This window comes from Arthrobacter sp. D1-29 (genome assembly GCF_054130585.1).
In genome coordinates this window covers 689,438-709,711 of record NZ_CP096383.1, presented here as the reverse complement: position 1 = coordinate 709,711, position 20,274 = coordinate 689,438, and the positions used below count along the sequence as shown (strand labels likewise).

The 20,274-nt window shown below is 63.9% G+C and carries 19 protein-coding genes and 1 riboswitch; of the genes, 3 read left to right on the top strand and 16 right to left on the bottom strand.

Features of this window, described 5'->3' with window-relative positions:
* Positions 1 to 39: 39 nt before the first annotated feature.
* From M1E17_RS03390 to M1E17_RS03335, 12 genes are all read right to left on the bottom strand, one after another.
* Positions 40 to 1,044, bottom strand: a complete 1,005-nt coding sequence (locus M1E17_RS03390) for a sugar phosphate isomerase/epimerase family protein (protein ID WP_457965471.1) — start codon at positions 1,042 to 1,044, stop codon at positions 40 to 42.
* A gap of 12 nt (positions 1,045 to 1,056) precedes the next feature.
* Positions 1,057 to 2,244: a Gfo/Idh/MocA family protein gene (locus M1E17_RS03385; protein ID WP_457965469.1), complete on the bottom strand. Its 1,188-nt coding sequence runs from the start codon at positions 2,242 to 2,244 to the stop codon at positions 1,057 to 1,059.
* Positions 2,241 to 2,639 (bottom strand): C-glycoside deglycosidase beta subunit domain-containing protein, encoded by a 399-nt coding sequence (locus tag M1E17_RS03380; protein ID WP_457965467.1) that lies wholly within the window; start codon positions 2,637 to 2,639, stop codon positions 2,241 to 2,243. The genes M1E17_RS03385 and M1E17_RS03380 overlap by 4 nt, the downstream gene beginning before the upstream one ends.
* A gap of 9 nt (positions 2,640 to 2,648) precedes the next feature.
* Complete coding sequence (locus M1E17_RS03375; RefSeq protein ID WP_457965465.1) at positions 2,649 to 3,449, bottom strand: nuclear transport factor 2 family protein; 801 nt, start codon at positions 3,447 to 3,449, stop codon at positions 2,649 to 2,651.
* 11 nt (positions 3,450 to 3,460) lie between these two features.
* The gene (locus tag M1E17_RS03370; RefSeq protein WP_457965464.1) at positions 3,461 to 4,486 is read right to left on the bottom strand and encodes a sugar phosphate isomerase/epimerase family protein; all 1,026 of its coding nucleotides are present in this window, start codon (positions 4,484 to 4,486) and stop codon (positions 3,461 to 3,463) included.
* Between the two features lie 19 nt (positions 4,487 to 4,505).
* The gene (locus tag M1E17_RS03365; RefSeq protein WP_457965462.1) at positions 4,506 to 5,609 is read right to left on the bottom strand and encodes a sugar phosphate isomerase/epimerase family protein; all 1,104 of its coding nucleotides are present in this window, start codon (positions 5,607 to 5,609) and stop codon (positions 4,506 to 4,508) included.
* On the bottom strand, positions 5,606 to 6,001 hold the full coding sequence (locus tag M1E17_RS03360; protein WP_457965461.1) for a C-glycoside deglycosidase beta subunit domain-containing protein: 396 nt from the start codon (positions 5,999 to 6,001) through the stop codon (positions 5,606 to 5,608). The genes M1E17_RS03365 and M1E17_RS03360 overlap by 4 nt, the downstream gene beginning before the upstream one ends.
* 97 nt (positions 6,002 to 6,098) lie before the next feature.
* A complete protein-coding gene (locus M1E17_RS03355) occupies positions 6,099 to 7,658 on the bottom strand; it encodes a GMC oxidoreductase (RefSeq protein WP_457965459.1) in 1,560 nt (519 codons plus the stop codon).
* Complete coding sequence (locus M1E17_RS03350) at positions 7,655 to 8,431, bottom strand: TIM barrel protein (RefSeq protein ID WP_457965458.1); 777 nt, start codon at positions 8,429 to 8,431, stop codon at positions 7,655 to 7,657. Before M1E17_RS03350 ends, M1E17_RS03355 begins: the two co-directional genes overlap by 4 nt.
* A 147-nt stretch (positions 8,432 to 8,578) precedes the next feature.
* Positions 8,579 to 9,415 carry a carbohydrate ABC transporter permease gene (locus M1E17_RS03345; RefSeq protein WP_457965456.1) on the bottom strand — a complete coding sequence of 279 codons (837 nt, stop codon included), beginning with the start codon at positions 9,413 to 9,415 and terminating at the stop codon, positions 8,579 to 8,581.
* Positions 9,416 to 9,417: 2 nt separating this feature from the next.
* Positions 9,418 to 10,377, bottom strand: coding sequence for a carbohydrate ABC transporter permease (locus tag M1E17_RS03340; protein WP_457965454.1), 960 nt, complete (start codon positions 10,375 to 10,377; stop codon positions 9,418 to 9,420).
* A 53-nt stretch (positions 10,378 to 10,430) separates the two neighbouring features.
* Positions 10,431 to 11,720 carry an ABC transporter substrate-binding protein gene (locus tag M1E17_RS03335; RefSeq protein WP_457965453.1) on the bottom strand — a complete coding sequence of 430 codons (1,290 nt, stop codon included), beginning with the start codon at positions 11,718 to 11,720 and terminating at the stop codon, positions 10,431 to 10,433.
* 234 nt (positions 11,721 to 11,954) lie between these two features.
* Here M1E17_RS03335 and M1E17_RS03330 point away from each other — a divergent pair, with 234 nt between their 5' ends.
* The gene (locus M1E17_RS03330; protein WP_457965451.1) at positions 11,955 to 12,896 is read left to right on the top strand and encodes a LysR family transcriptional regulator; all 942 of its coding nucleotides are present in this window, start codon (positions 11,955 to 11,957) and stop codon (positions 12,894 to 12,896) included.
* A gap of 63 nt (positions 12,897 to 12,959) precedes the next feature.
* Here the strand turns inward: M1E17_RS03330 and M1E17_RS03325 are convergent, their stop codons facing one another.
* The 3 genes from M1E17_RS03325 to M1E17_RS03315 all read right to left on the bottom strand — a co-directional run bounded on the left by M1E17_RS03325 (position 12,960) and on the right by M1E17_RS03315 (position 17,228).
* Positions 12,960 to 14,438, bottom strand: coding sequence for a sugar phosphate isomerase/epimerase family protein (locus tag M1E17_RS03325; protein WP_457965449.1), 1,479 nt, complete (start codon positions 14,436 to 14,438; stop codon positions 12,960 to 12,962).
* 31 nt (positions 14,439 to 14,469) lie between these two features.
* A complete protein-coding gene (locus tag M1E17_RS03320; protein ID WP_457967545.1) occupies positions 14,470 to 15,762 on the bottom strand; it encodes a C-glycoside deglycosidase beta subunit domain-containing protein in 1,293 nt (430 codons plus the stop codon).
* Between the two features lie 176 nt (positions 15,763 to 15,938).
* Positions 15,939 to 17,228 carry an adenylosuccinate synthase gene (locus tag M1E17_RS03315; RefSeq protein ID WP_457965448.1) on the bottom strand — a complete coding sequence of 430 codons (1,290 nt, stop codon included), beginning with the start codon at positions 17,226 to 17,228 and terminating at the stop codon, positions 15,939 to 15,941.
* 307 nt (positions 17,229 to 17,535) lie between these two features.
* A riboswitch (SAM riboswitch) is annotated at positions 17,536 to 17,638 on the top strand.
* Positions 17,639 to 17,648: 10 nt separating this feature from the next.
* On the opposite strand from M1E17_RS03315, the gene M1E17_RS03310 reads away from it, so the two are divergent.
* Positions 17,649 to 18,857, top strand: a complete 1,209-nt coding sequence (locus M1E17_RS03310) for a cobalamin-independent methionine synthase II family protein (protein WP_457965446.1) — start codon at positions 17,649 to 17,651, stop codon at positions 18,855 to 18,857.
* A gap of 204 nt (positions 18,858 to 19,061) precedes the next feature.
* Complete coding sequence (locus M1E17_RS03305) at positions 19,062 to 19,694, top strand: uracil-DNA glycosylase (RefSeq protein ID WP_457965444.1); 633 nt, start codon at positions 19,062 to 19,064, stop codon at positions 19,692 to 19,694.
* Positions 19,695 to 19,851: 157 nt separating this feature from the next.
* Here the strand turns inward: M1E17_RS03305 and M1E17_RS03300 are convergent, their stop codons facing one another.
* Positions 19,852 to 20,274, bottom strand: coding sequence for a DUF3151 domain-containing protein (locus tag M1E17_RS03300; protein ID WP_457965443.1), 423 nt, complete (start codon positions 20,272 to 20,274; stop codon positions 19,852 to 19,854).

The following is a 20,274-nucleotide window of genomic DNA, read 5'->3' as shown; positions in this document are numbered from 1 at the left end:
CCATCTGGTGTGAGCTGCGTGTTGTGATGCTATGCGGCGCTATTTCGTACTGAAGGCGGCGTCGAAAGCCGCGGCGGAAGGTTCATAGCCGGAGAGCCTGCGCACGAACGCGAGCGCTTCCGGGGCACCTTCCAGGCGGTCCATGCCGGCGTCCTCCCACTCCACGGAGAGCGGGCCGCGGTAGTTGATGGAATTCAGCATCCGGAAGGCATCCTCCCACGGCACGTCTCCATGGCCGGTGGAAATGAAGTCCCACCCTCGGCGCGGGTCAGCCCAGGCCAGGTGGGAGGAGAGCCGGCCGTTGCGGCCGTTGGACAGGCGCTTCTTCGTATCCTTGCAGTGCACGTGGTAGATCCGGTCCTTGAAGTCCCAGAGGAACCCCACGGGGTCGATGTCCTGCCACACCATGTGGCTCGGATCCCAGTTCAGCCCGAAGGCCTCGCGGTGCCCGATCGCTTCCAAGGCGCGGTGCGTTGTCCAGTAGTCGTAGGCGATCTCGGACGGGTGCACCTCGTGCGCGAACCGGACGCCCACCTCATCAAAGACGTCAAGGATGGGGTTCCACCGGTCCGCAAAATCCTGGTACCCGGCGTCGACCATCTTTTCGGAGGCAGGCGGAAACATCGCCACGTACTTCCAGATGGACGAACCAGTAAACCCGGTCACTGTCTTCACGCCCAGTTTCGCGGCGAGCCGCGCAGTGTTCTTCATTTCCTCGGCAGCCCGCCGTCGGACACCCTCAGGATCACCGTCGCCCCACACGGCATCCGGCAGGATGCCGCGGTGCCGCTCGTCGATGGGGTCGTCACAGACGGCCTGGCCCTTGAGGTGGTTGGCGATGGTCCATACCTTGAGGCCATGGCGTTCAAGGATGTCCAGCTTGCCCTGGACGTAGGCGTCGTCGTCCCAGCGCCAGGGATCCAGGTGGTCACCCCAGCACGCGATTTCGAGCCCGTCGTAGCCCCACTCGCCAGCGAGCCGGGCCACCTCCTCGAACGGCAGGTCGGCCCACTGGCCGGTGAACAACGTTATTGGTCGTGCCATGTACTTCCCTTCCTACGAGACCTGCGCCGGGACGTCTGCGGCAACGCGCATCCAGGCGGAATCATTGTCGGAACTGCGCTCGACGGCCTCCAGCACCCGCTGCACCCTCAGTCCGTCAGCGAACGTTGGATGCGGGTCGGTGCCGCCCACGATGCCCTCCACGAGGTCCTTGACCTGGTGCGAGAACCCGTGCTCGTAGCCAAGCATGTGGCCGGCCGGCCACCATCCCGAAACGTAGGGATGTTCCGCTTCGGTGACCAGGATCTTCCGGAACCCCTGGCGGTCCGCGGGTACGGTGCGGTCGTAAAACTGGACGCTGTTGAGGTCCTCGAGATCGAACGCCAGGGCGCCCTTGTCGCCCGAGACCTCGATCTGAAGCGCGTTCTTCCGCCCGGTGGCAAAGCGCGAGGCCTCAAAGGAAGCTAGGGCTCCGGATTCGAAGCGGCCGGTGAAGATGGCGATGTCGTCCACTGTCACCTGGCCTTTGCCAACACCGGCAGTGCCGGAAAGGCCCGAACCGGAATCAAGAAGGGGTCGCTCCTTCACGATGGTGTCGATGACGCCGGACACCTTCTCCAGGTTCAGCCCTGTCACGAACTGGGCGAGGTCGATGGCATGGGCGCCGATGTCCCCCAGCGCGCCGGAACCGGCGTGCTCCTTCTGCAGCCGCCAGGCCAGCGGCATCTCCGGGTCCACCAGCCAGTCCTGCCGGTAGGAGGCACGCACCTGGTTGATCGTCCCCACGGCACCTTCGGCGATGAGGTTGCGCAGGAAGGTGACAGCCGGAACCCGGCGGTAGGTGAAACCCACCATGGCCCGGATTCCCTGTGCTGCGGCCCGCTCGGCCGCTTCGGCCATGGCTTCGGCCTCGGCCACGGTGTTGGCCAGCGGCTTTTCACACAGGACGTGCTTGCCCGCTTCCAGCGCCGCGATCGCGATCTCTGCGTGGGAGTCGCCGGGGGTGACAATGTCGACGACGTCGATATCGTCCCGCGCGATCACCTCGCGCCAGTCTGTGGCTGACTCCGCCCAGCCCCACTTGCGGGCGGCGGCGGCCACCGCTTCGGGGTTCCGTCCGACCACGACTGCCATTTCCGGCTCGGCCGGCAGGTCGAACACCCGCGGTGCGGTGCGCCAGCCCTGTGAGTGCGCTGCCCCCATGAAGCCGTAGCCGATCATGGCCACGCGGAGGGTTTTCATGCGAGCACCACCTTGCGTTCAACAGCGACGCGGTTGCCCACATAGCGCATGGGCGCGATCTGCATGTACAGGAGGCGGAGGGTGAGGATGACTTCGACGTCGATTTCCTCGCCGGCGTCAGGGATGCGGTCCAGCGGGATGATCACGTCGGGCTTGTCCGCGACGAACCACAGGGTTTCCCACTGCTCCGGCAGTTCAGCAATGGAGTAGGACTTGCCCTGCAGTTCGAAGCGGAGTGATTCCTTGGGGATCTCCAAGCCGTTGACGGTGGCGGCGACGTCGTCAACAGCAGAGAGCCAGAGACTGCGGTACCAGGGCAGTTGCACGGAAACCGAAATGCCCTCGGGGTGCCTGCGGACGTCGGTGTCCTGGAACAGGGAGTTATGGGTTGCCATGATTAGTCCTTACTCAAAGGTCTCAACGAATGTCTGGTGGGGTACCGGCGGCTTGGGTTCCAGCGTTTGCCGCGCGGTTGGACTGTACGGGTGGTATTCCTGGGGCACGGGTTCATCGGCGGGTGGCATAAACACCGGCTTGCCGTCGTCGCCGAAGTACATCAGGTCCAGGGCGAAGGCGTGCTGGTTTTTCTCGGCGAAGCTGATCCAGTTTTCCTCGAACGGTGCCCGCAGGAGTTCGTAGCAGCGGAACTTCCAGATCTTCCATTCCCCGTCCTGGCGCAGGAAGTCCACTGCATACTTGCACCACACCCAGTGGGCCCAGACCTTCTTGCCCTGGACCTCGCCCGGCGAGTACATGTAGTCCGGGCTGTCCTTGGCCACCTCAGGGTCCGTCAGGCCGGACTCGTTGCCGGTGATGATCCAGACACCCTTGGCCGTGTTGCCATCCGCGGCCACCTCGATGACCGGGGTCGTGGTGTAGTGCAGGATCAGCTTTCCCTCGGGCCGTGGGCGGCCCTGGTGGTAACGGATGACGCTTTCGTAATCGGTGTACTGGCCTGCATTGGTGTACCTGGCCCGGATGCCGGGAGTACCCGGCTTCACCCACAGCGGGATGATCTGCTCATCTTCAAAGGCGTTGTGCAGGTACATGTAGCGGTTGAACAGGTTTTCGATGTCACCCCTGTCGTTGGCCCGGTGGGCCAGCGACAGGGCTTCGGCGAGTTCTGCGCGCAGGCGCTTCACCTCGGCGGCAAGGCCAGTTTCGGCGGTGGAGCTTTCGACGGCGGAGGCTTCTGTTGTGGACATAGGTCTCTCCTCTAGGCTCGAACGACTGATTCTTCTATGGCACGCCGCATCAGGGAGTGCTGCTTCTTGACCAGGTCAATGGGGTCCGATTCGCCCAGGTCGGCGAACGCGTGGCCTTCCCATTCGCTGGAGAGGAATCCTGTGTAGCCGCCCTTCACGAACTGCCGCACGATGCGCGGGATGTCCATGGCGGGCTCGTTGCCGTTCTCGTCGATGTCGTAGAACTTTGCGTGGACGTGGAACATCTGGGGCATGATGTCCAGCCATTCCTCCGGCGGGACCAGTCCGTGCATGTTGAACGCCAGCCGGGTGAACGGGCCCAGCTGGGCGGGATCGAAGTTGTTTTCGCGCAGGTAGTCCTCGAACTCCTGGTTGCGCTCCTGCATGGGCAGGGGCTTGCGCCAGATGTCCTGCATTACGGCGAAGTGCTCCTCGGGCAGTCCCATCTGGGTCAGGGTTCGGAACAGCGTGGGCGACAGGCTGTGCATGGTGGAACTGAAGTCTGCCGTGAAGCCCAGCCGGTCGCTGCCGAGCTCCTCATACATCTCGCGGATCTGCAGAATCTTGGGATCGTTCGGTCCCTGGGGCGCGTGGATCTCGTAGCCGAGCTTCTGGTCGTACTTCTCGGCCAGCGGAAGCAGCCGGCGGAGCAGTTCCTTGCCCGCGGACCGGATGACGATCTTGTTGAAGCCCAGCGTGTTGGCGGTCTTGAGCTGCCTGGCGAAGAAGTCGAACTCCTCGTCCGGCGTCATGTCGCGGTCCTTGCGCCGGCCCATGTCCAGGTTGGTGCCGACTGCGCTGGGGGTCAGTCCGTAGCGGTCCATGCTGTCCCGCCACAGGCGGACGAAATCCTCGTCCACATCCGGGTAGGTACGCAGCATCTGGGCGATGTTGAACTCCACGCCCGGGCCGAGGCCTTCATCGGCGACGGCCTTGATCAGGGTCTCCGGGGTGTAGAGCCCGGCGGCGAATTCGGAGGTCAGTGAATAGAGGGTGATGCCAAGCTCGATGCCCGAGCCTGCGATTCCTTCTGGCATGTCTTTGATTCCTTTTGTTTCAGCCGCGGACGGGCTGGGCGAGGTGGCTGCTGAGGATGCGGCGGGCTTCCGCAGCATCCGTGATCATGGCGGAACCGGCGTTTGCAGCGGCTGAACGCTGGACGGCCTGCTCCGCGCGGATGATGTCGAACGGGTCCTGCCAGTTGTTCCAGTGCCAGCCTTCGTATTCGCTGGAGATGGCGCCGTTGTAGCCGTTCTCCACGAGCTGCCGGACCAGGTCACGCACCGGCACCGAGGGCTCTTCGCCATTCTCGTCGATGCCGAAGAACTTGCCGTGCACGTGGCGGACCCATGGCATGATTTCCAGCCAGGTGTCCAGCGGTGCAGGCCCGAACAGCCCCGTTCCGTTAATGCCGAAATCGATGCCGAGGTCCGGTCGGCCGTTGCGTGCTGCCAGGCCGATGAAGGCACCGAAGCGCTCACCGTGGATCTTCTGCGTGTTGGGAGGTCCTTCCGCATAGAAGCCGTTCCACAGGTCAACCACTTGGCGGAGGAGTTCCTCGGAAGCACCGCGGCGCCGGTAGGCCTCCAGCAGCGAGGGTGCAAACCCTGTGACGGTGGCGCCCCAGTCGGCGGTGAACCCAAGCAGCGGAGAATCGAGCTTCTCGTAGCGGTCGCGCAGGGCCAGGACGCGCTCGTGGGCGCCGTGCTGGTCCGCGTGGACTTCGAGGGCCAGGGTGACGCCGTACTTTTCGGCCACGGGCAGCAGGCTTTCCATGGCGTCCGGCGTCAGTGAGATCTGCACTCGCGCGATCGGGAAGCCGAGCCGGGCGGCTACTTCGATCTGCTTGCGCATGTATTCGACCAGCTCGTCGTGGTTCATGAGCCGGTCGCGGCGGATGCCCGTGTCAACGTTGACTGCGAGGGAGGTGGGGACCAGGTCAACCTCTGCCACCAGGTCGCGGAACTGCCCAACGAAGGTGTCGTCGATGCGGTCCGGGAAGCCCCGGAAGCTGGAGAATCCAATAACCTCGAGCCCCGGGCCGAAGCCCTCGGCCGCCACCTTGCGGATCAGGCCGTCGAGATCATACTGCCGAGCGTGGAAGGCCCGCGTGAAGCTGTAAAGGGTGACGCCCTGGATCGGCGTGCCGAGGCTGGTCATCGCTGTGCCACCTTCATGGTCTTGGTGTCGTGCTCTTCAATGTGCAGCACGCCGTGGTCGGTGATGATGTACGGGATGTAGAGCTTCAGGTCCACCCGGACCTCGTGCTCGGCGTGGTCGTCCTGGACGGGAACGTCGCCGGAAAGAACTGCCGAGTCCAGCGGGAACCACCACTCACCGGTCTCGTCCACGAGTTCTTCAAACCGGAACGTCCGGTTATTCATGGTCCAGCGCAGGGTGTCCTCGGGGGCGGCAACACCGTCAACTGTCAGTGCTGCGCCGGCGATGCACGAGCCCGGAAGGGCGCGGTACCAGGGGATGCGGACTTCGACGGCGGTGCGGCCGCCCTGCGTGGTGAGTGTTCCTTGCTCGATAATGCGGTCGGCGATCATCGAGACCTCCTTGTCTGCGGCGTGCCTTGCGTGTGAAGGCCCTGCCTGTGAATGAAATGCCTGTTATTGAACGAAGGGGCCATCAGCCACTTCTTCTTTATTTAGTCATTCTATTGTCTGATTCAGACATAAGTAAAGCGCCGTTGAGTTCTTCCCTGATTTTCCGCGCCCCACGCACGGCGAGCGCAACGGCCGTCAGTGTGGGATTGCATGCCGTCGCGGTGGGAATGACGCCGTTGCCGGCCACGAAGAGGCCGGGAACCTGCCAGACCTGGCTGTCGGGAGAACAGACACTCTCGCCGTCGTCCGTCTCGCCCATGCGTGTTGTGCCCTGGTAGTGCAACGACGCTCCGGGCGGCATGACAAACGGACGCTCGTCGAGTGGCTCCCCAACCGCCCTGCCCAGGCTGACAATCTCCTGCCTCGCACGGTCGAGTACCTCGTGGTCCCGCCCGGTAAGCCGGTAGTGGATGCGCATGGCGGGCATTCCGTAGGAGTCGCGGGCGTCGTCGTCGAACGCCACCCGGTCCTCGCGCTGCAGGTCCTTGGCGCAGAACAGGCCCAGCCCCACGATCGATCCCGGCACAACGGGGTCATCTTCGGCCAAGGGGACAGGGGACGCGTCCAGCTGCATGATCTGGCCGTGGAAGGGCGCTTCGTCCGTGTAAGGCACCCAGGCAACCCCGCTTTGCTCGCTGAGGGCACCGTTGGCGGCTGCCGGGACCTGCGGAGCCGTGACATCGCGCAGCCTGCTCGCGAACACCACCTGCGCCTGGTCGTTGAGGTAGCGGCCCAGGGCGTCCGGACGGATCCCGGAAGCCCAGAGGAGCTGCGGCGTGCGCAGCGCATCCCCGCCCACCACGACGTAACGGGCAGCCACCCGATGGGTCTCCCCGCTGCGGCGGTCCTGGACTTCGACGCCGGAAGCAGCGCCGTCCTCCACGAGCACACGGGTCACCAGCGACTCATCAAAGAGTTCGAACTGCGGGTTCTCCCGGGTGACGTCCCCCATCACGACGTCGGAGCCTGACCACACGAGGCCGCCGTCCTCCCGCCGGTGAACAGCAAGCGGCATCGGCTGGACCCGGTACGCCGCCTTTCGGCCTTGGTCCGCCACCGCTGCCAGGCGCCTGATGACGAGGTCCGAGAAAGGTGCGCCGTCGAAGGCATGGGTGGTCACGCCCAGGAGGCGGTCGGCGTCGTCAAGGAGATCTTCCAGGTCCGGCAGGAACGGAATGCGCTCCTTTCCACCCGGGCGGGGGCAGGCGGCGGTCCAGTGGGCGGCCATGCCGCCCACATTGCTGGACATGGCCGCTACGGGCATGCCGTCCTCGCCCGGGAAGGCGTAGCCATCCTGCAGCAAATAGGTTCCGGCCCTGGCCCGGCGCTCCCCGCTCTTGACGGCGCCGGGTGAGCTCACCGTTTCGGCATCGGCGCCGGGGCCTTCCGAAGCGCGCTGCGCGACGCTGCGGGATTTAGGATCCTCGATGTTCTTGACATGCGCCCCGGGCGGATTGCTCACCGTGGGGCCGACTTCGAACATGGCGATTGTGGCACCGGGAGCTTCCTCGCTCAAGATCCGCGCGTACGCCGATGCCGTGGGGCCGCTGCCAACGATGGCGACGTCGACTGCCGCCGGGTACCGGTGACCGCTCACCGCCCAGCCACCAGTTCCTGGATTCGGCGGACGGACTTTGCCGAATCGATGGTCGGGTAGTACTCAAGCCCGATGGGGCCGGTGTAGCCGCTGTTCCGCAGGTCACCGAGCCGGGCAGGCCAGTCGATGGAACCCGAGCCGGGTTCGCCGCGTCCTGGGGCGTCGGCGATCTGTACGTACTTAATGAGGTCACCGGCATTGGCCAGTTCAGCGACGACGTCCTCGCCTTCGACGGTGGAGTGGTAGAGGTCGTAGAGGACGCCGAAATGGGGCGAGTTGACGCCCCTGGCGATGTAGACGGCTTCGGAGGTGCGGTCCAGCAGGGCACCGGGGTGGTCCACCCTGGTGTTCACCGGTTCGAGGACCAGGGTGATGCCGGAACCTTCAATGTGGGCTGCGCCTTTGGTGAAGATCTCAATCAGTTCATCCAGCTGGTCCTGCCGCTTACGGCCGCCGAAGCCGGTGCCGCTGCCCACCACGATCCGCGGGCAACCCAGCTGCTGAGCCACTTCGACGCCGGCATCAAGTCCTGTATAGAAGGGCGCGTGGTCCTTCGGCGGGATCATGAACTGCATCCGCGGCTCTGCCAACTGGGCGGTGAGCTGCACACCCGTCTCCTCTAACGCACCCTTGAGCGCGGGAATGTCCTTCCCCGTCGGGCCCCACATTTCCACCGCGTCGAAACCGGCGGCGGCTGCGGCGCGGACACGGTCAGCGGCGCTGTCGCCGGCTTCTGCGAACAAGAGGTCGATGTTGGGTGCAAGTTGGTACATGCGTGTCTCCTGGAAGGTGAGGGTGTTCAACTAAAACTTGGGCTGGCGATGCGCCCGTATTTGGGTGTGCACCCGTTTTTGGGTGTGGAACATCGCCGCGACGCGTTCGATCGCTGCGCAGTGGTGAAGCGGTGGTCAAGCGGCGGGTCAGCCTTTCAGGCCGCCGGAGAAGCCCTGGATGAAGCGCTTCTGCGCAAACAGGAACAGCGCCAGGATGGGAATCATGGACACGATCACGATGGCGAAGATCGAGTTCCACTGCGAGACCAGTGAACCGATGTAGTAGTACATGGCCACCGGCAGTGTTTGGTTGGCGGAGCCGCCGAGGAAGATCAGCGAGGTGAAGAAGTCGTTCCAGACGATGAGTCCGGCGAAAATGGTGACCGTTCCCGTGGCGGGGGCCATCATGGGCAGCACCACCTTGGAGAAGATCTGGGTCCTGCTGGCACCGTCGATGGTGGCTGCTTCCTCATAATCGGTCCCAAGCCCCCGGAAGAAGTTGGCGTAGAGGAAGATCGACAGCGGCAGGAGCATGCCCGTGTACAGGACGATCAGGCCCCACGCCGACCCCGTCAGGCCCATGGCGCGCGCACCCATATACAGGGGGACGGCGCCGAGCTGACCGGGGAGGATGATGGCGATCAGGAACAGGTAGTAGACGCCCTTGCTCCACCGGCGGGTGCTGCGTGAGATGACGTAGCCGGTGATTGAGCCCAGTGCGATCAGGCCGATGATGCTGCCCGTGGTGATGATGAGGCTGTTCACGAGCCCCATCACGACGTTGGAGTTGCCAGTGGCCGTCAGGACATCGACGAAGTTACTGAAGTCCGGGCTCTTCGGCACGGCTAGGGGTGACGTTGTGTACATCTCGCTGTCCGGCTTCAGGGCGGTGGTCACCAGGAAGTAGAACGGGGCGAGGAAGATCAGCGCCAGCGCCCAGAGGCCCATTTCGCGGAGCAGGGTGAATTTGGTGTAACGGAACATGGTTAGTCCTCAGGGTTCGATCGCGTCAGCCGCTGCTGGATTACGGCGAAGAACAGGATGATGACGGCGAGCACCAGGGCCAGGGCGGCGCCGCCGCCAAAGTTGCCGAGCGCGAATGCCTGCTTGTAGACCTGGGTGGCCAGCGTTTCGGTTGCCCCGGCGGGTCCGCCCCCGGTCAGGGCCATAATGGGGTCGAAGACCCGCAGGCCCTGGACGATCCCAAGGGTGGTGGCGATGGCGACGGCAGGGCGGATGGCCGGCAGCGTGACGTTCCGGAAGCGCTGCCACAGGTTGGCGCCGTCGATCGCGGCGGCCTCCTCGACTTCCACCGGGACGCCGGCAAGCCCGGCCATAAAGATCACCATGGCGAAGCCGGTGGAGCCCCAGACCAGCACCACGAGCACTGTCCAGATGGCCCACTGCGGGTCTGCGAGCCAGGGCTTTGCGAGGTCCTCGGCGCCGATCGATATGAGGAAGGCGTTGATGGGGCCGTCAAAGTCGAAGATGTACTTCCAGATGTAGGCCGTGGCCAGGGGGCTGAGCACCACGGGCATAAAGAAGAGTGTCCGGAGGATGTAGCGCGTCTTCAGGACCCGGTTCAGGCCAAGGGCAATGACCAGCCCCGCAACGTTGCCGAGGAAAACGGAGCCGAAGGCGAGGAAGAGGGTGTTGGAGAGGGCTCCGAGCTTGGTGGGATCCTTGAAGATTGCTTCGAAGTTCTGCCAGCCTGTGACTTGGAACGAGCCGATGCCGGTCCAGTTGGTGAAGGCGAAGAAGCCGCCTATACCCGTTGCCACGTAGTGGATGGCTATGACGAGGGTGATCCCGGGCAGCGCCCACCACCAGTGTCCCAACTGCAGGCCGGTCCCCCGGGGGCGGGTCTTTGGGCCCGCCCCCGGAGTGCGCCTGCCTCGCCGGGGCACTTCAGCTGCTTCGCTTTTGGGTTGCATCGTCGCAGTCATGGTAATCCTTGTTTGTCCCTTTGAGTCGTCGGAACCTGGGTGGTGTGAAACGGTCACTGGCCCCAGGCTGCGTCCATGGCCTGCAGGACCTGGTCAGGGTTCTTCTGGCCGGTGATTAGTCCCTGGACGCCGGTGGCGAGGGCGTCGTAGACAGCGGAGTTGGGCCACTGGCTGTTCGGCAGAGGACCGTACTTTCCGTCCTTGATGAGCCCGCCGACGTTCTTATAAGCGCCGGCGTCGAAGTCGTAGCTGTCCAGGCCGGTGACCGGCAGGGCGCCATCGATTTCCGCGAAGGCCTTGGTCTGCTCAGGCTCAGCGGCCCAGGTCAGGAACGCCTTGGCAGCATCCTTGTTCTTGGACGCGGCGTTGACGGAGAACGCGTAGTTGGCACTGGCGTAGACGAAGCTCTGGCCTGAGCCTTCGGCCGGGAGTGCGCGGACGTCGAATTCAGAGTCCGCAGCGGCGGACTTCAACTGCTTCCAGCTGGGACCCGGGATAAAGCCGGCAACCGATGATCCGCTGGCAAGGCCCTTGGTGATGGCGTCAAAGCCGGCACCTGCGGCGCCTTTCTGGAAGCAGCCGGCCTCGTTCAGTGTGACCACCGCCTCGAGGGATGACTTCCAGCCGTCGGAGTCAGCGAACGTGGTTTCCTTGGCAGCCCGCTTTTCATTCCACTTCGGGTCCTCGGCATATACCCGCGAGGCCGCGAGGGACATCGCCATCAGGCCGGTGTTCGGAGCAGCGGACCCGGCCAGCGCAATGAACGACTTGCCGGACGATTCAAGCTTCTTGCACTGCTCCTCAAGAGCAGAGAAGTCTGCCGGGAACTCGGATATGCCGGCAGCCTTGGCAGCAGTCTCGTTGGCGACCAGGCCAACTACGGTGATCTCGGGTGCCTGGCCGTAGACTTTGCCGTCAGTTCCGAAGAGGGCTTCGCTGCCCTCCGGAACCAGTTCCTTGGCGGCATCGTCCAACGGCTCCAGGAAGCCTGCCTGAACGAGCGGCAGGATACTGCGCCCGGTGCCCGAACCGGGCGAGGTCACCACGACGTCGGAGGCGTTCCCGGCCTGGAGCTGGGTCCGCAACGTCTGGTCGTAGGAGTCGTTGGGCTGGGGGTTGAACGTGATCTTCACGTTCGGGTTGGCTTCCATGTACTTCTCACCCAGGACCTGGAAGGGGCTCTCGATGGTGTTGGAAGTGGCAAATGACAGGGAAAATTCCTGCGAGCCTCCGGAGGAGGTGCTGCCGGTGGGGGCCGAGCAGCCGGTGAGGACGAGGGCTGCGATGGTGGGGACGGCGAGGGCGCCGGCCTTCAGGCCCGAATAGCGACTGTGCTGTGACATGTCCAGCCTTTCTGACTTCGTTGTCGAAATATCCGGGAGCCGTGACCCCGGTCACTCACTAGTATGCAGGAGATGTGCAGAAAAAGCACATAAGTATTGCGTATACCAGACATAAGTTCCACGGAGGTCCACGGAAGCTCTCCGCATCCAACCCTCTGATATGGCCCGGCAAATGTATTGATGCCGCTGATACACTGATGGGACGTAGTTCACCGCCGAAAGAAACGCCGCGCCGTGACAAACCATGTCCTGCTTTCCCGGCTAGACCTCAACCTCTTGATATCGCTGGATGCCCTCATCACTGAGCGGAGCGTGACCAGGGCGGCCGAGCGCCTGCACCTGAGCCAGCCGGCGTTGAGCGCCTCGCTTGCGCGCCTCCGGTCCCACTTCGGGGATCCCATCCTTGCCCGCCGGGGCAACGCCTATGAGCTCACGCCCTTCGCCCTGCGGCTGGCGGAACACACCACCACGGCCCTGGAAGCCGCCCGCCGCGTCTTCGAGAGCCAGGCAACGTGGGAACCCGCCGAATCCGAGCGCGAGTTCTCCATCTACGGTTCGGATTATGGGTTCACCACTGTTGGCCGGGTAGTTTCCGAGCTTGCGGCTGAACGCGCGCCGGGTGTCAGGTTCCGGTTTATGCTCCACAACCCGATGGTGGTGGAAGATGCAGCCAACCGCCTTCGTTCGGTAGACGGCATGGTGATCCCCCACGGCTTCCTGTCCGGACTCCCCTGCCTGGACCTGTGGCGGGACGGGTGGGTCGCCGTCGTCTCTTCCTCCAACGAGGCCGTGGGCGAGCAGATCACCATGGAGAACATCGCCGAACTTCCGTGGGTCATGACGTATCAGACCCGCTCAGCATCAACGTCCGCGGAACGGCAAATCATGCAGCTGGGTGTTGAACCGCGGGTGGATGTGGTGGTTGAAAGTTTCCAGTCCTTGCCGCATTTTGTGGTGGGGACCAACCGGATCGCGCTCATCCAGGCAGCGCTGGTCCCGTTTGCGCTGCGGGTGGGCGGAGTGCGGATCCTGCCGCTTCCATTCGATGCCACTCCGCTGGTTAATGCCCTGTGGTGGCATCCAGTACACAACCGCGATTCCGAGCATGAATGGATGCGCGGCCTGTTCAAGGACGCGGCTGACATCGTCGCAGCGGCCGCGGCCAAGCCCCTTTAATGCCTCGATGCCCGGCCCGGTAATGGGTCGGGCATCGAGGCGCGCGGGATTCGTTGTGCAGCCTCAGGCTGATGCGAGCGCCGTCCGCATGCTCTTGCGAATGAGGTCGTGCTGCTTCCGGACTAGCAGCAGCGGATCCACTTCGCCGAGCTCAGCGAAGGCGTGCCCCTCCCACTCGCTGGACCAGTAGCCGCGGTAGCCGCCCTCAACGAACACCCGGACCAGTTCCGGATAGTCGATTGCCGGCTCGTTGCCGTGCTCATCGATGTCATAGAACTTCGCGTGGACATGCATGATCTGCGGCATGATGTCAGACCACTCCTCCGGGCTCACGTGGCCATGCATGTTGAAGGCGAGGTGGGCGAAGGAACCGAGGCGGGCAGGATCAAAGCCGCGTCCCTTGAGATAGCCAATGAACTCTTCCTGTCGGGCGCGCATGGGGGCGTCGGTGGCCCAGATCGCCTGCAGCCTGAGGACGGCTTCGTCGTCGAGTCCGGCCCGGCGGACAGCGCGCAGGAGGGTGGGTGACATGCTGTGCATGGTCGAGGAGAAGTCAGCCACGAAGCCCAGCAGCGGTGAATCAAGCTCCGCATAGACCTCCCGGACCTTTCTGATCTCCGGCGAGTTGGGTCCCAGCGGCGCGTGGATCTCGTAGGCAAGCTTGAGTTCGAGGTCCTCGGCCAGCGGAAGGAGCCGGCGAAGCAGTTCCGGCTTCGCGCTCTGGATGCGGACCAGCGGGAAGCCGAGCTTCTTGGCACCGCGGAAGAGCGTCTCCGTGAACCCGTATTCCTCATCCGGAGTCATGTCGCGGTCACGGCGCCGGCCCATATCAAGATTCGCGCCAAAGGAGCTGGCGGTGAAGCCGTGCTTGTCGAAGGCCTCCTGCCAGGAACGTGCAAAATTATCAGTCACGTTGGGGTAGGTGGGCAGGACCTGGGACGCCACGATCTCGATGCCGGGGCCTATCCCCAGCTCCGCCACCCGGTTCAGCAGGCCGTCAAAGTCGTACCAGCCCGCCCGGAATTCGGCGCTGGCCGAGTACAGCGTGAGCCCCAGGGAGAACGGATCATCCTCAGCCTTCGGCGGAGGCGGCGTCACCGCCGTCGCCAGTTCAGGAGCCGTCGCCGCCCTGTCGGTCACGGTCAGCTCCAGCGTCTGGTTCACGAAGTTGGGCACGTACATGCCGGGACCGCCGTCCTGGCCCGGTGCGATCTGCATGTACGGCAGTCGAAGCTCCCCTATGAGCTGGATGGTGTGCTGCTCGCCCAGGGAAGCCGGGCTCTCCCTTGTGACGATGAGCAGGGGATGTTCCTGGAGGTACCAGAGAGTCTCGCTTTGCGCCGGCAAGTCGGCAAGCGCGTAGCGGACACCGCCCAGTTCCAGTGACAGGTCCCCGGAAGGAATCTCCTGGCCGTCGATACTCAGCCGGAGGCTGGACACCGAGGAGAGCCAAAGGCTGCGGTACCACGGCAGCGTCAGTACCAGCGCGAGGCCTTCCGGATGGGGGCGGAGGCTTGATTCGTCAATAAATCCATTGGGCATGGTTGTTCTCTTTGCTGGGAGATGGGATAGGTCAGGGAAGTTCGGCCGCAATGCGACGGATGAGGGCATGCTGGCGCCGCAACTGCTCGATGGCCCGCCAGGGGGTGCGTTCGCCTTCGTATTCACTGGAAAGGTAGCCGCTGTAACCGGCGTCCTTGAGCGCATTCAGCACGGGCCGCCAGGGAATCTGATGGTCTTCCAGCTGCTCGTTGATGTCGTGGAACTTCGCCTGGATGAACACCACGTACTGGGCGATGTCCGCGAAATCGGCCGGATCGACGCCGATGCCGTCCAGGAAGGCGGGGCGGGTCTCGCGCGTCTCCCCTTCCCGCAGCGGGATGGGCCGGTCCTGGAAGATGCCGGTGTCGATGAGGAGACCAAAGTTCTTGGTTCCCGTCCGTTCGATGAGGCCGATGTAGTCCTCGACGACGGGATGCTTGATGGGCGTTGGCGAGTGGATCTCGGGGCAGATGATGATCCCCAGCTCGTGAGCCAGGTCGAGCGAGCGTTCCACTGACTCCGTCCAGATCGGGTCCGGAACCAGGTCGCTGGACACGACCCCGATCTTTGGGCGGACGAAGCCGAATCCCAGCCGGTGGGCAAGCCTCAGGTCCCGTTGCAGTGCCTCGGCACCTTCGGTTGCCGTCATGCTCCTGCCGGGGTGGAGCCGGGTGTCAATCCAAGAGCCGTAGTTCGTGGGCTCCAAAGAGTACTTCTCGAGCAGGCCGAACCAGTTGTCGATCCACGCCGCAGAAGGTTCCGGATAGTTGGGGACGTGGCCCTCGCCGAGGATCTCGACGCCGATGGCGCCTACGTCGGCGACGGCGGCCAAAGCCGTTTCAAGGTCCATGACCGTGCCGTAGTCACCCATGAAGCTGTACAGGGAAACGCCGTAGCGGAAGGTATCTTCGCCGCCTTCCGGTGCCAGCGTGACCTTCCGGCTGACCCGGTGGATGGTGGGCTGGTGCTCGACGGGAATGTAGGACATTCGCAGCCGCAACTCGATGCTGAGCTCGTGGACGCCTTGCGGCAGCCCGCCGTCGAGGGGAACGGTCACCAGTGCCGCTTCCTCCAAGGGCCAGCGGACGCCATCACTTTCCCAGAGTTGCTGCAGCGTGTAGGTCCGCCCGCCAAACGTCCAACGCGGAACGTCGGGGCCAACGTTCACCAGATCGCCAACGCGGACCGCGATGCCGTCAATGAGGGAAGCGGCCATGCCCCGGTAGGAAGGCATCCGGACCCTGAACTGGAAGCCGGTCACACGTCCGCCTTCCGTGACGTTGCGGAAGCCGACGGACTGGATGAGGTCTCTTTCGAGAAGCATCATTGCTCACTCTCTGTAGGTGCTTAAACAGACTAACAGCATTATGTCTATTTCACACCTAAGTTGGTGAGTATCCTACTTAAGATGAGCCCCGCATCCATGCAGCGTTACCCCGTAACGACGCCGGCGGGCCACCTGTTCAAGGTGACCCGCCGGCGTCGGACTTTCAGAAACAGTTAGTCATTGATGAGGTCGTTAACCACAATCGTCTGGTCACGGTCCGGACCCACGCCAATGGCGGAAAAGCGCGTGCCGGAGAGCTTTTCCAGGGCCAGGACGTAGTTGCGTGCATTCTCCGGCAGGTCATCCATGGTGCGGGCCGCGGTAATGTCCTCGGTCCATCCCTCGAAGTACTCGAAGATGGGCTTGGCATGGTGGAACTCGGTCTGGGTCATGGGCATTTCGTCATGCCTGACCCCGTCGACGTCATAGGCCACGCACACCGGAATCTGCTCGATGCCGGTGAGTACATCCAGTTTGGTGACGAAGTAGTCCGTGAAGCCGTTGACGCGGGACGCATGGCGGGCCAGGACGGCGTCGTACCAGCCGCAGCGGCGGGGACGGCCGGTGTTGACGCCGAACTCGCCGCCCGTCTTCTGCAGGTACACGCCCATCTCGTCGAAGAGCTCCGTGGGGAACGGGCCGGCGCCCACACGCGTGGTGTACGCCTTGATGATGCCGATGGAGCGCGAGATCCGGGTGGGACCGATGCCGGAGCCAACGGAGGCTCCGCCGGCGGTGGGGTTGGAGGAAGTGACGAACGGGTAGGTGCCGTGGTCCACGTCCAGGAAGGTGGCCTGGCCGCCTTCCATGAGCACTACCTTGCCCTCATCCAGGGCCTTGTTCAGGACCAGTGTGCTGTCGATGACCAGCGGGCGGAGACGCTCGGCAAAGGACAGGAAGTATTCAACAATCTCCTCAACATCGATGTCGCGGCGGTTGTAGACCTTGACCAGGAGCTCGTTCTTCTGGCGGAGCGATCCTTCCACCTTCTGGCGGAGGATGGATTCGTCGAAGACGTCCTGGACACGGATGCCCAGCCGGGCCACCTTGTCCATGTAGGCGGGCCCGATGCCGCGGCCCGTGGTGCCGATGGCGCGGCTTCCGAGGTAACGTTCGGTGACCTTGTCCAGCACCTGGTGAAAAGGCGCCACCAGGTGTGCGTTGGCGGAGACGCGCAGTTTGGAGGTGTCTGCGCCGCGGGCCTGGAGCCCCTCAATTTCCTGGAACAGGGCTTCAAGGTTCACCACACAGCCGTTGCCGATGATGGGAACCGCATTGGGGCTGAGAATGCCGGCCGGAAGGAGCTTGAGCTCATACTTCTCACCGCCTACGACGACGGTATGCCCGGCGTTATTGCCGCCGTTGGGCTTAACCACATAGTCGACGCGGCCGCCGAGGAGATCAGTGGCCTTGCCTTTTCCCTCGTCGCCCCATTGGGCTCCTACGATCACGATAGCTGGCATGGGATCCTCCCCCATTCGTTCGGGCCGCATTCCGGTTGATCCACCCAGGTGAGGCAGCAGGTGTTCAGCCGGAAGTCAGCGCCGTTCATGAGAATGCCCCGACGGCTACAGTCCGGCAGGCACAGATTCAGTGGCCTGCCAGGCAAGAGTTCGGGGCTCTTACCAGCCAAGTTTAGCGGATGCCGGGGTTTCTCCACTTGTTCGTGGCCCGCGGGCCCTTGGTTTCTCCACCCCCGCCTCCGCCGCCATCCGATGAAACAATCCGGCGAAGGCTTGCCCGCACCCGGCTGATGACATTAAGTGAGAGTACCCATCCGGAGCGGCCGAGAGACCTGGCTCGCTGACGCCGCAGCAACCGCGGGTGCAGGGACAATCCTGTCCGCAGGTGCTACTGCCAGGACCGATGGAAAGGAAGTATCCATGTCCCCCAATACTGACCACATCCAGGTCACGCATGCAGGTTCACTGCCTCGCACGCCGGAGCTCATCGCGGCAAACGCCACAAAGGAATCCGAGGGCATCACGCCCGAATTCCTGGAGCTGCTGGAAGCATCGGTGGCGGATGTGGTCCAGCGGCAGAAAGACCTCGGCGTCGACATTGCGAACGACGGCGAGTACGGGCACACCATGTCCACTTCCGTTGATTACGGCGCCTGGTGGAACTACTCCTTCGCCAGGCTGGGCGGCCTGGAACCCACTGACGTGGACAGGTGGAAGGACCCCGTGGTGCATCGCTCGTCTCCGGGGCATATTGTGCTGACGTCGTTTCCGGACCGCCGGGACCGGCTGGCTTTCAACGACGCGTACACCGATCCGTCCTCGGGCATCCTGGCGCACCGCAAAAGCGTGACGCAGCCGAAAATCGCGGGACCCCTGACCTACACGGGGCATGACCTGGTGGCCTCCGATGTCACCAATTTGAAAAAGGGCCTGGCCGCGGCGGGCCTGACGGAAGGCTTTCTGGCGTCCCTCTCCCCCGGTTCGTGCGCCAGGGTGGCCAACGAGTACTACAAGTCGGACGAGGAACTGCTGTACGCCTGCGCTGATGCCATGCGGGAGGAATACAAGGCCATCATCGACGCCGGCCTGACGGTGCAGCTCGATGACCCCTCACTCGCGGAAAGCTGGGATCAGATCAACCCCGAGCCGTCGTTGGAGGACTACCTCAAGTTCATCCAGCTGCGCATCGAGGCCACCAACTGGGCCCTGCGCGACCTGCCCCAGGAACAGATCCGCCTCCACGTCTGCTGGGGTTCCTGGCACGGGCCGCACACCACGGACATTCCGTTCGCGGACATCGTTGGATCTGTGCTGCAGGTCAATGCCGGGGCCTACTCCTTCGAGGCCGCCAACGTCAGGCACGAGCACGAGTGGCGGGTGTGGGAAGACACCAGGCTTCCCGAGGGCAAGGCCATCATTCCCGGAGTGGTCTCACACGCAACCAACGTGGTGGAACACCCGGATCTCGTGGCTGACCGGATTGTCCGCTTCGCCGAGCTGGTGGGCCGGGAGAATGTTATTGCGTCCACGGACTGCGGGCTGGGCGGCCGGGTTCACCCGCAGATCGCCTTCGCCAAACTTGAGGCGCTCGGCGAGGGCGCCCGCCGCGCCAGCCAGCGCCTCTGGTAGGTGCAGCGATCCCGGCGCCCTGTGCCTTCCATCACGGGAAGGCCTTGGGCGTGCCTGCGTTTTGCGGGGCTTGCTAAACTGATAAGGACCGACCAGGAATCGGTCCACTCCACATTTCAAACCATCCCGGAACCTGCCGCGCCACGATGCGCCCATTTTCCGGATTGGCAGCATCACCGAGCCCCGCAGGAGACATAGCAATACATGACAGCCCTGGCACCTGAATCTTTTCGCGAGCAGCTCATGAGCCGCCGTTACGAACCCAACGTCGCAGCCGTCAACGAGCTGTGCGATTCCCTGCAGAGCGTCAAGCCGCACACCGAAGTTCCCTACGTTGACCCCATGCACGACGTGGATGAATGCCGCATCATCAGCCTGTACTCGAACATCGGCGAAGCGGACAAGTCCGGGTTCATCACCGCCGGCGACGACGACGCCGCCACCCGCATGCTGGGCGTCCAGTGGAAACTGGGCCTGCGTCCGGAGTTCGTGATGCCGTGGAACGTCCACCCGTGGCACACCCCGGGCGAGCCCAACGGCAAGTTCACGCCGGACCAGATCGCCTCCGGCCTCAAGCCGCTGCTCAAGTTCCTGGCCCTCGTGCCCCGGGCTTCCGTCATCGTGGCCCACGGCACCGAAGCCAACCGCCTGGCCAACCTGCTGCTGAAGACCGAGGTGCCCCTGCTCTGGCGCCGCGGACTGAAAACCTACAAGGTCCGCTCCCTCAGTGGCCGAGCCTTCGCCGGTACTCCGGCCCGGCAGGAACAGTACCTTGAAGAAATGCACGTGGCCTATGCGGATGCCATGGCGCGCACAGGCCTGACGAAGCCCAGCTAGCCCCACGCTCCCCCTCCACTACGGAGTTTTTGTCCAGATATGGCGACCAAAAGGGACTTTTGGTCGCCATATCTGGACAAAAACTCTGAAGGAACGACGGCGGGTGGCCACCTTTTCAATAAAGGTGACCACCCGCCGTCGTTATTTAACTTTTGGTTTACTTGCCTTCGATGGCCGCTTTCGCTGCCGGGTCGGAGTCGTTGAGGAACTTCTCGATCCGTTCCGGTTCCTCGGCCTCGCCGATGGCCGCCGATGCACGGCCCAGCGAATAGAGCGCACGCAGGAAACCGCGGTTGGGCTCATGCTCCCACGGGATGGGGCCGACGCCGCGCCAGCCGTTACGCCGCAGCGAATCCAGGCCGCGGTGATAGCCCACACGGGAATAGGCGTAGGAATCGATGGTGCGGCCCTCGGCCCACGCCTCTTCCGCGAGCACAGCCCACAGCAGCGAGGAGGTGGGGTGCTTCTCCACCAGATCCAGTGCCTCCTGGCCCGCCTCCAGCTGCTCGTAGACCTCGGTCTCGGCAGGCAAGAGGGTGGGCTCGGGGCCCATCAGGTTCCTGCGGAACTCGTCGGACAT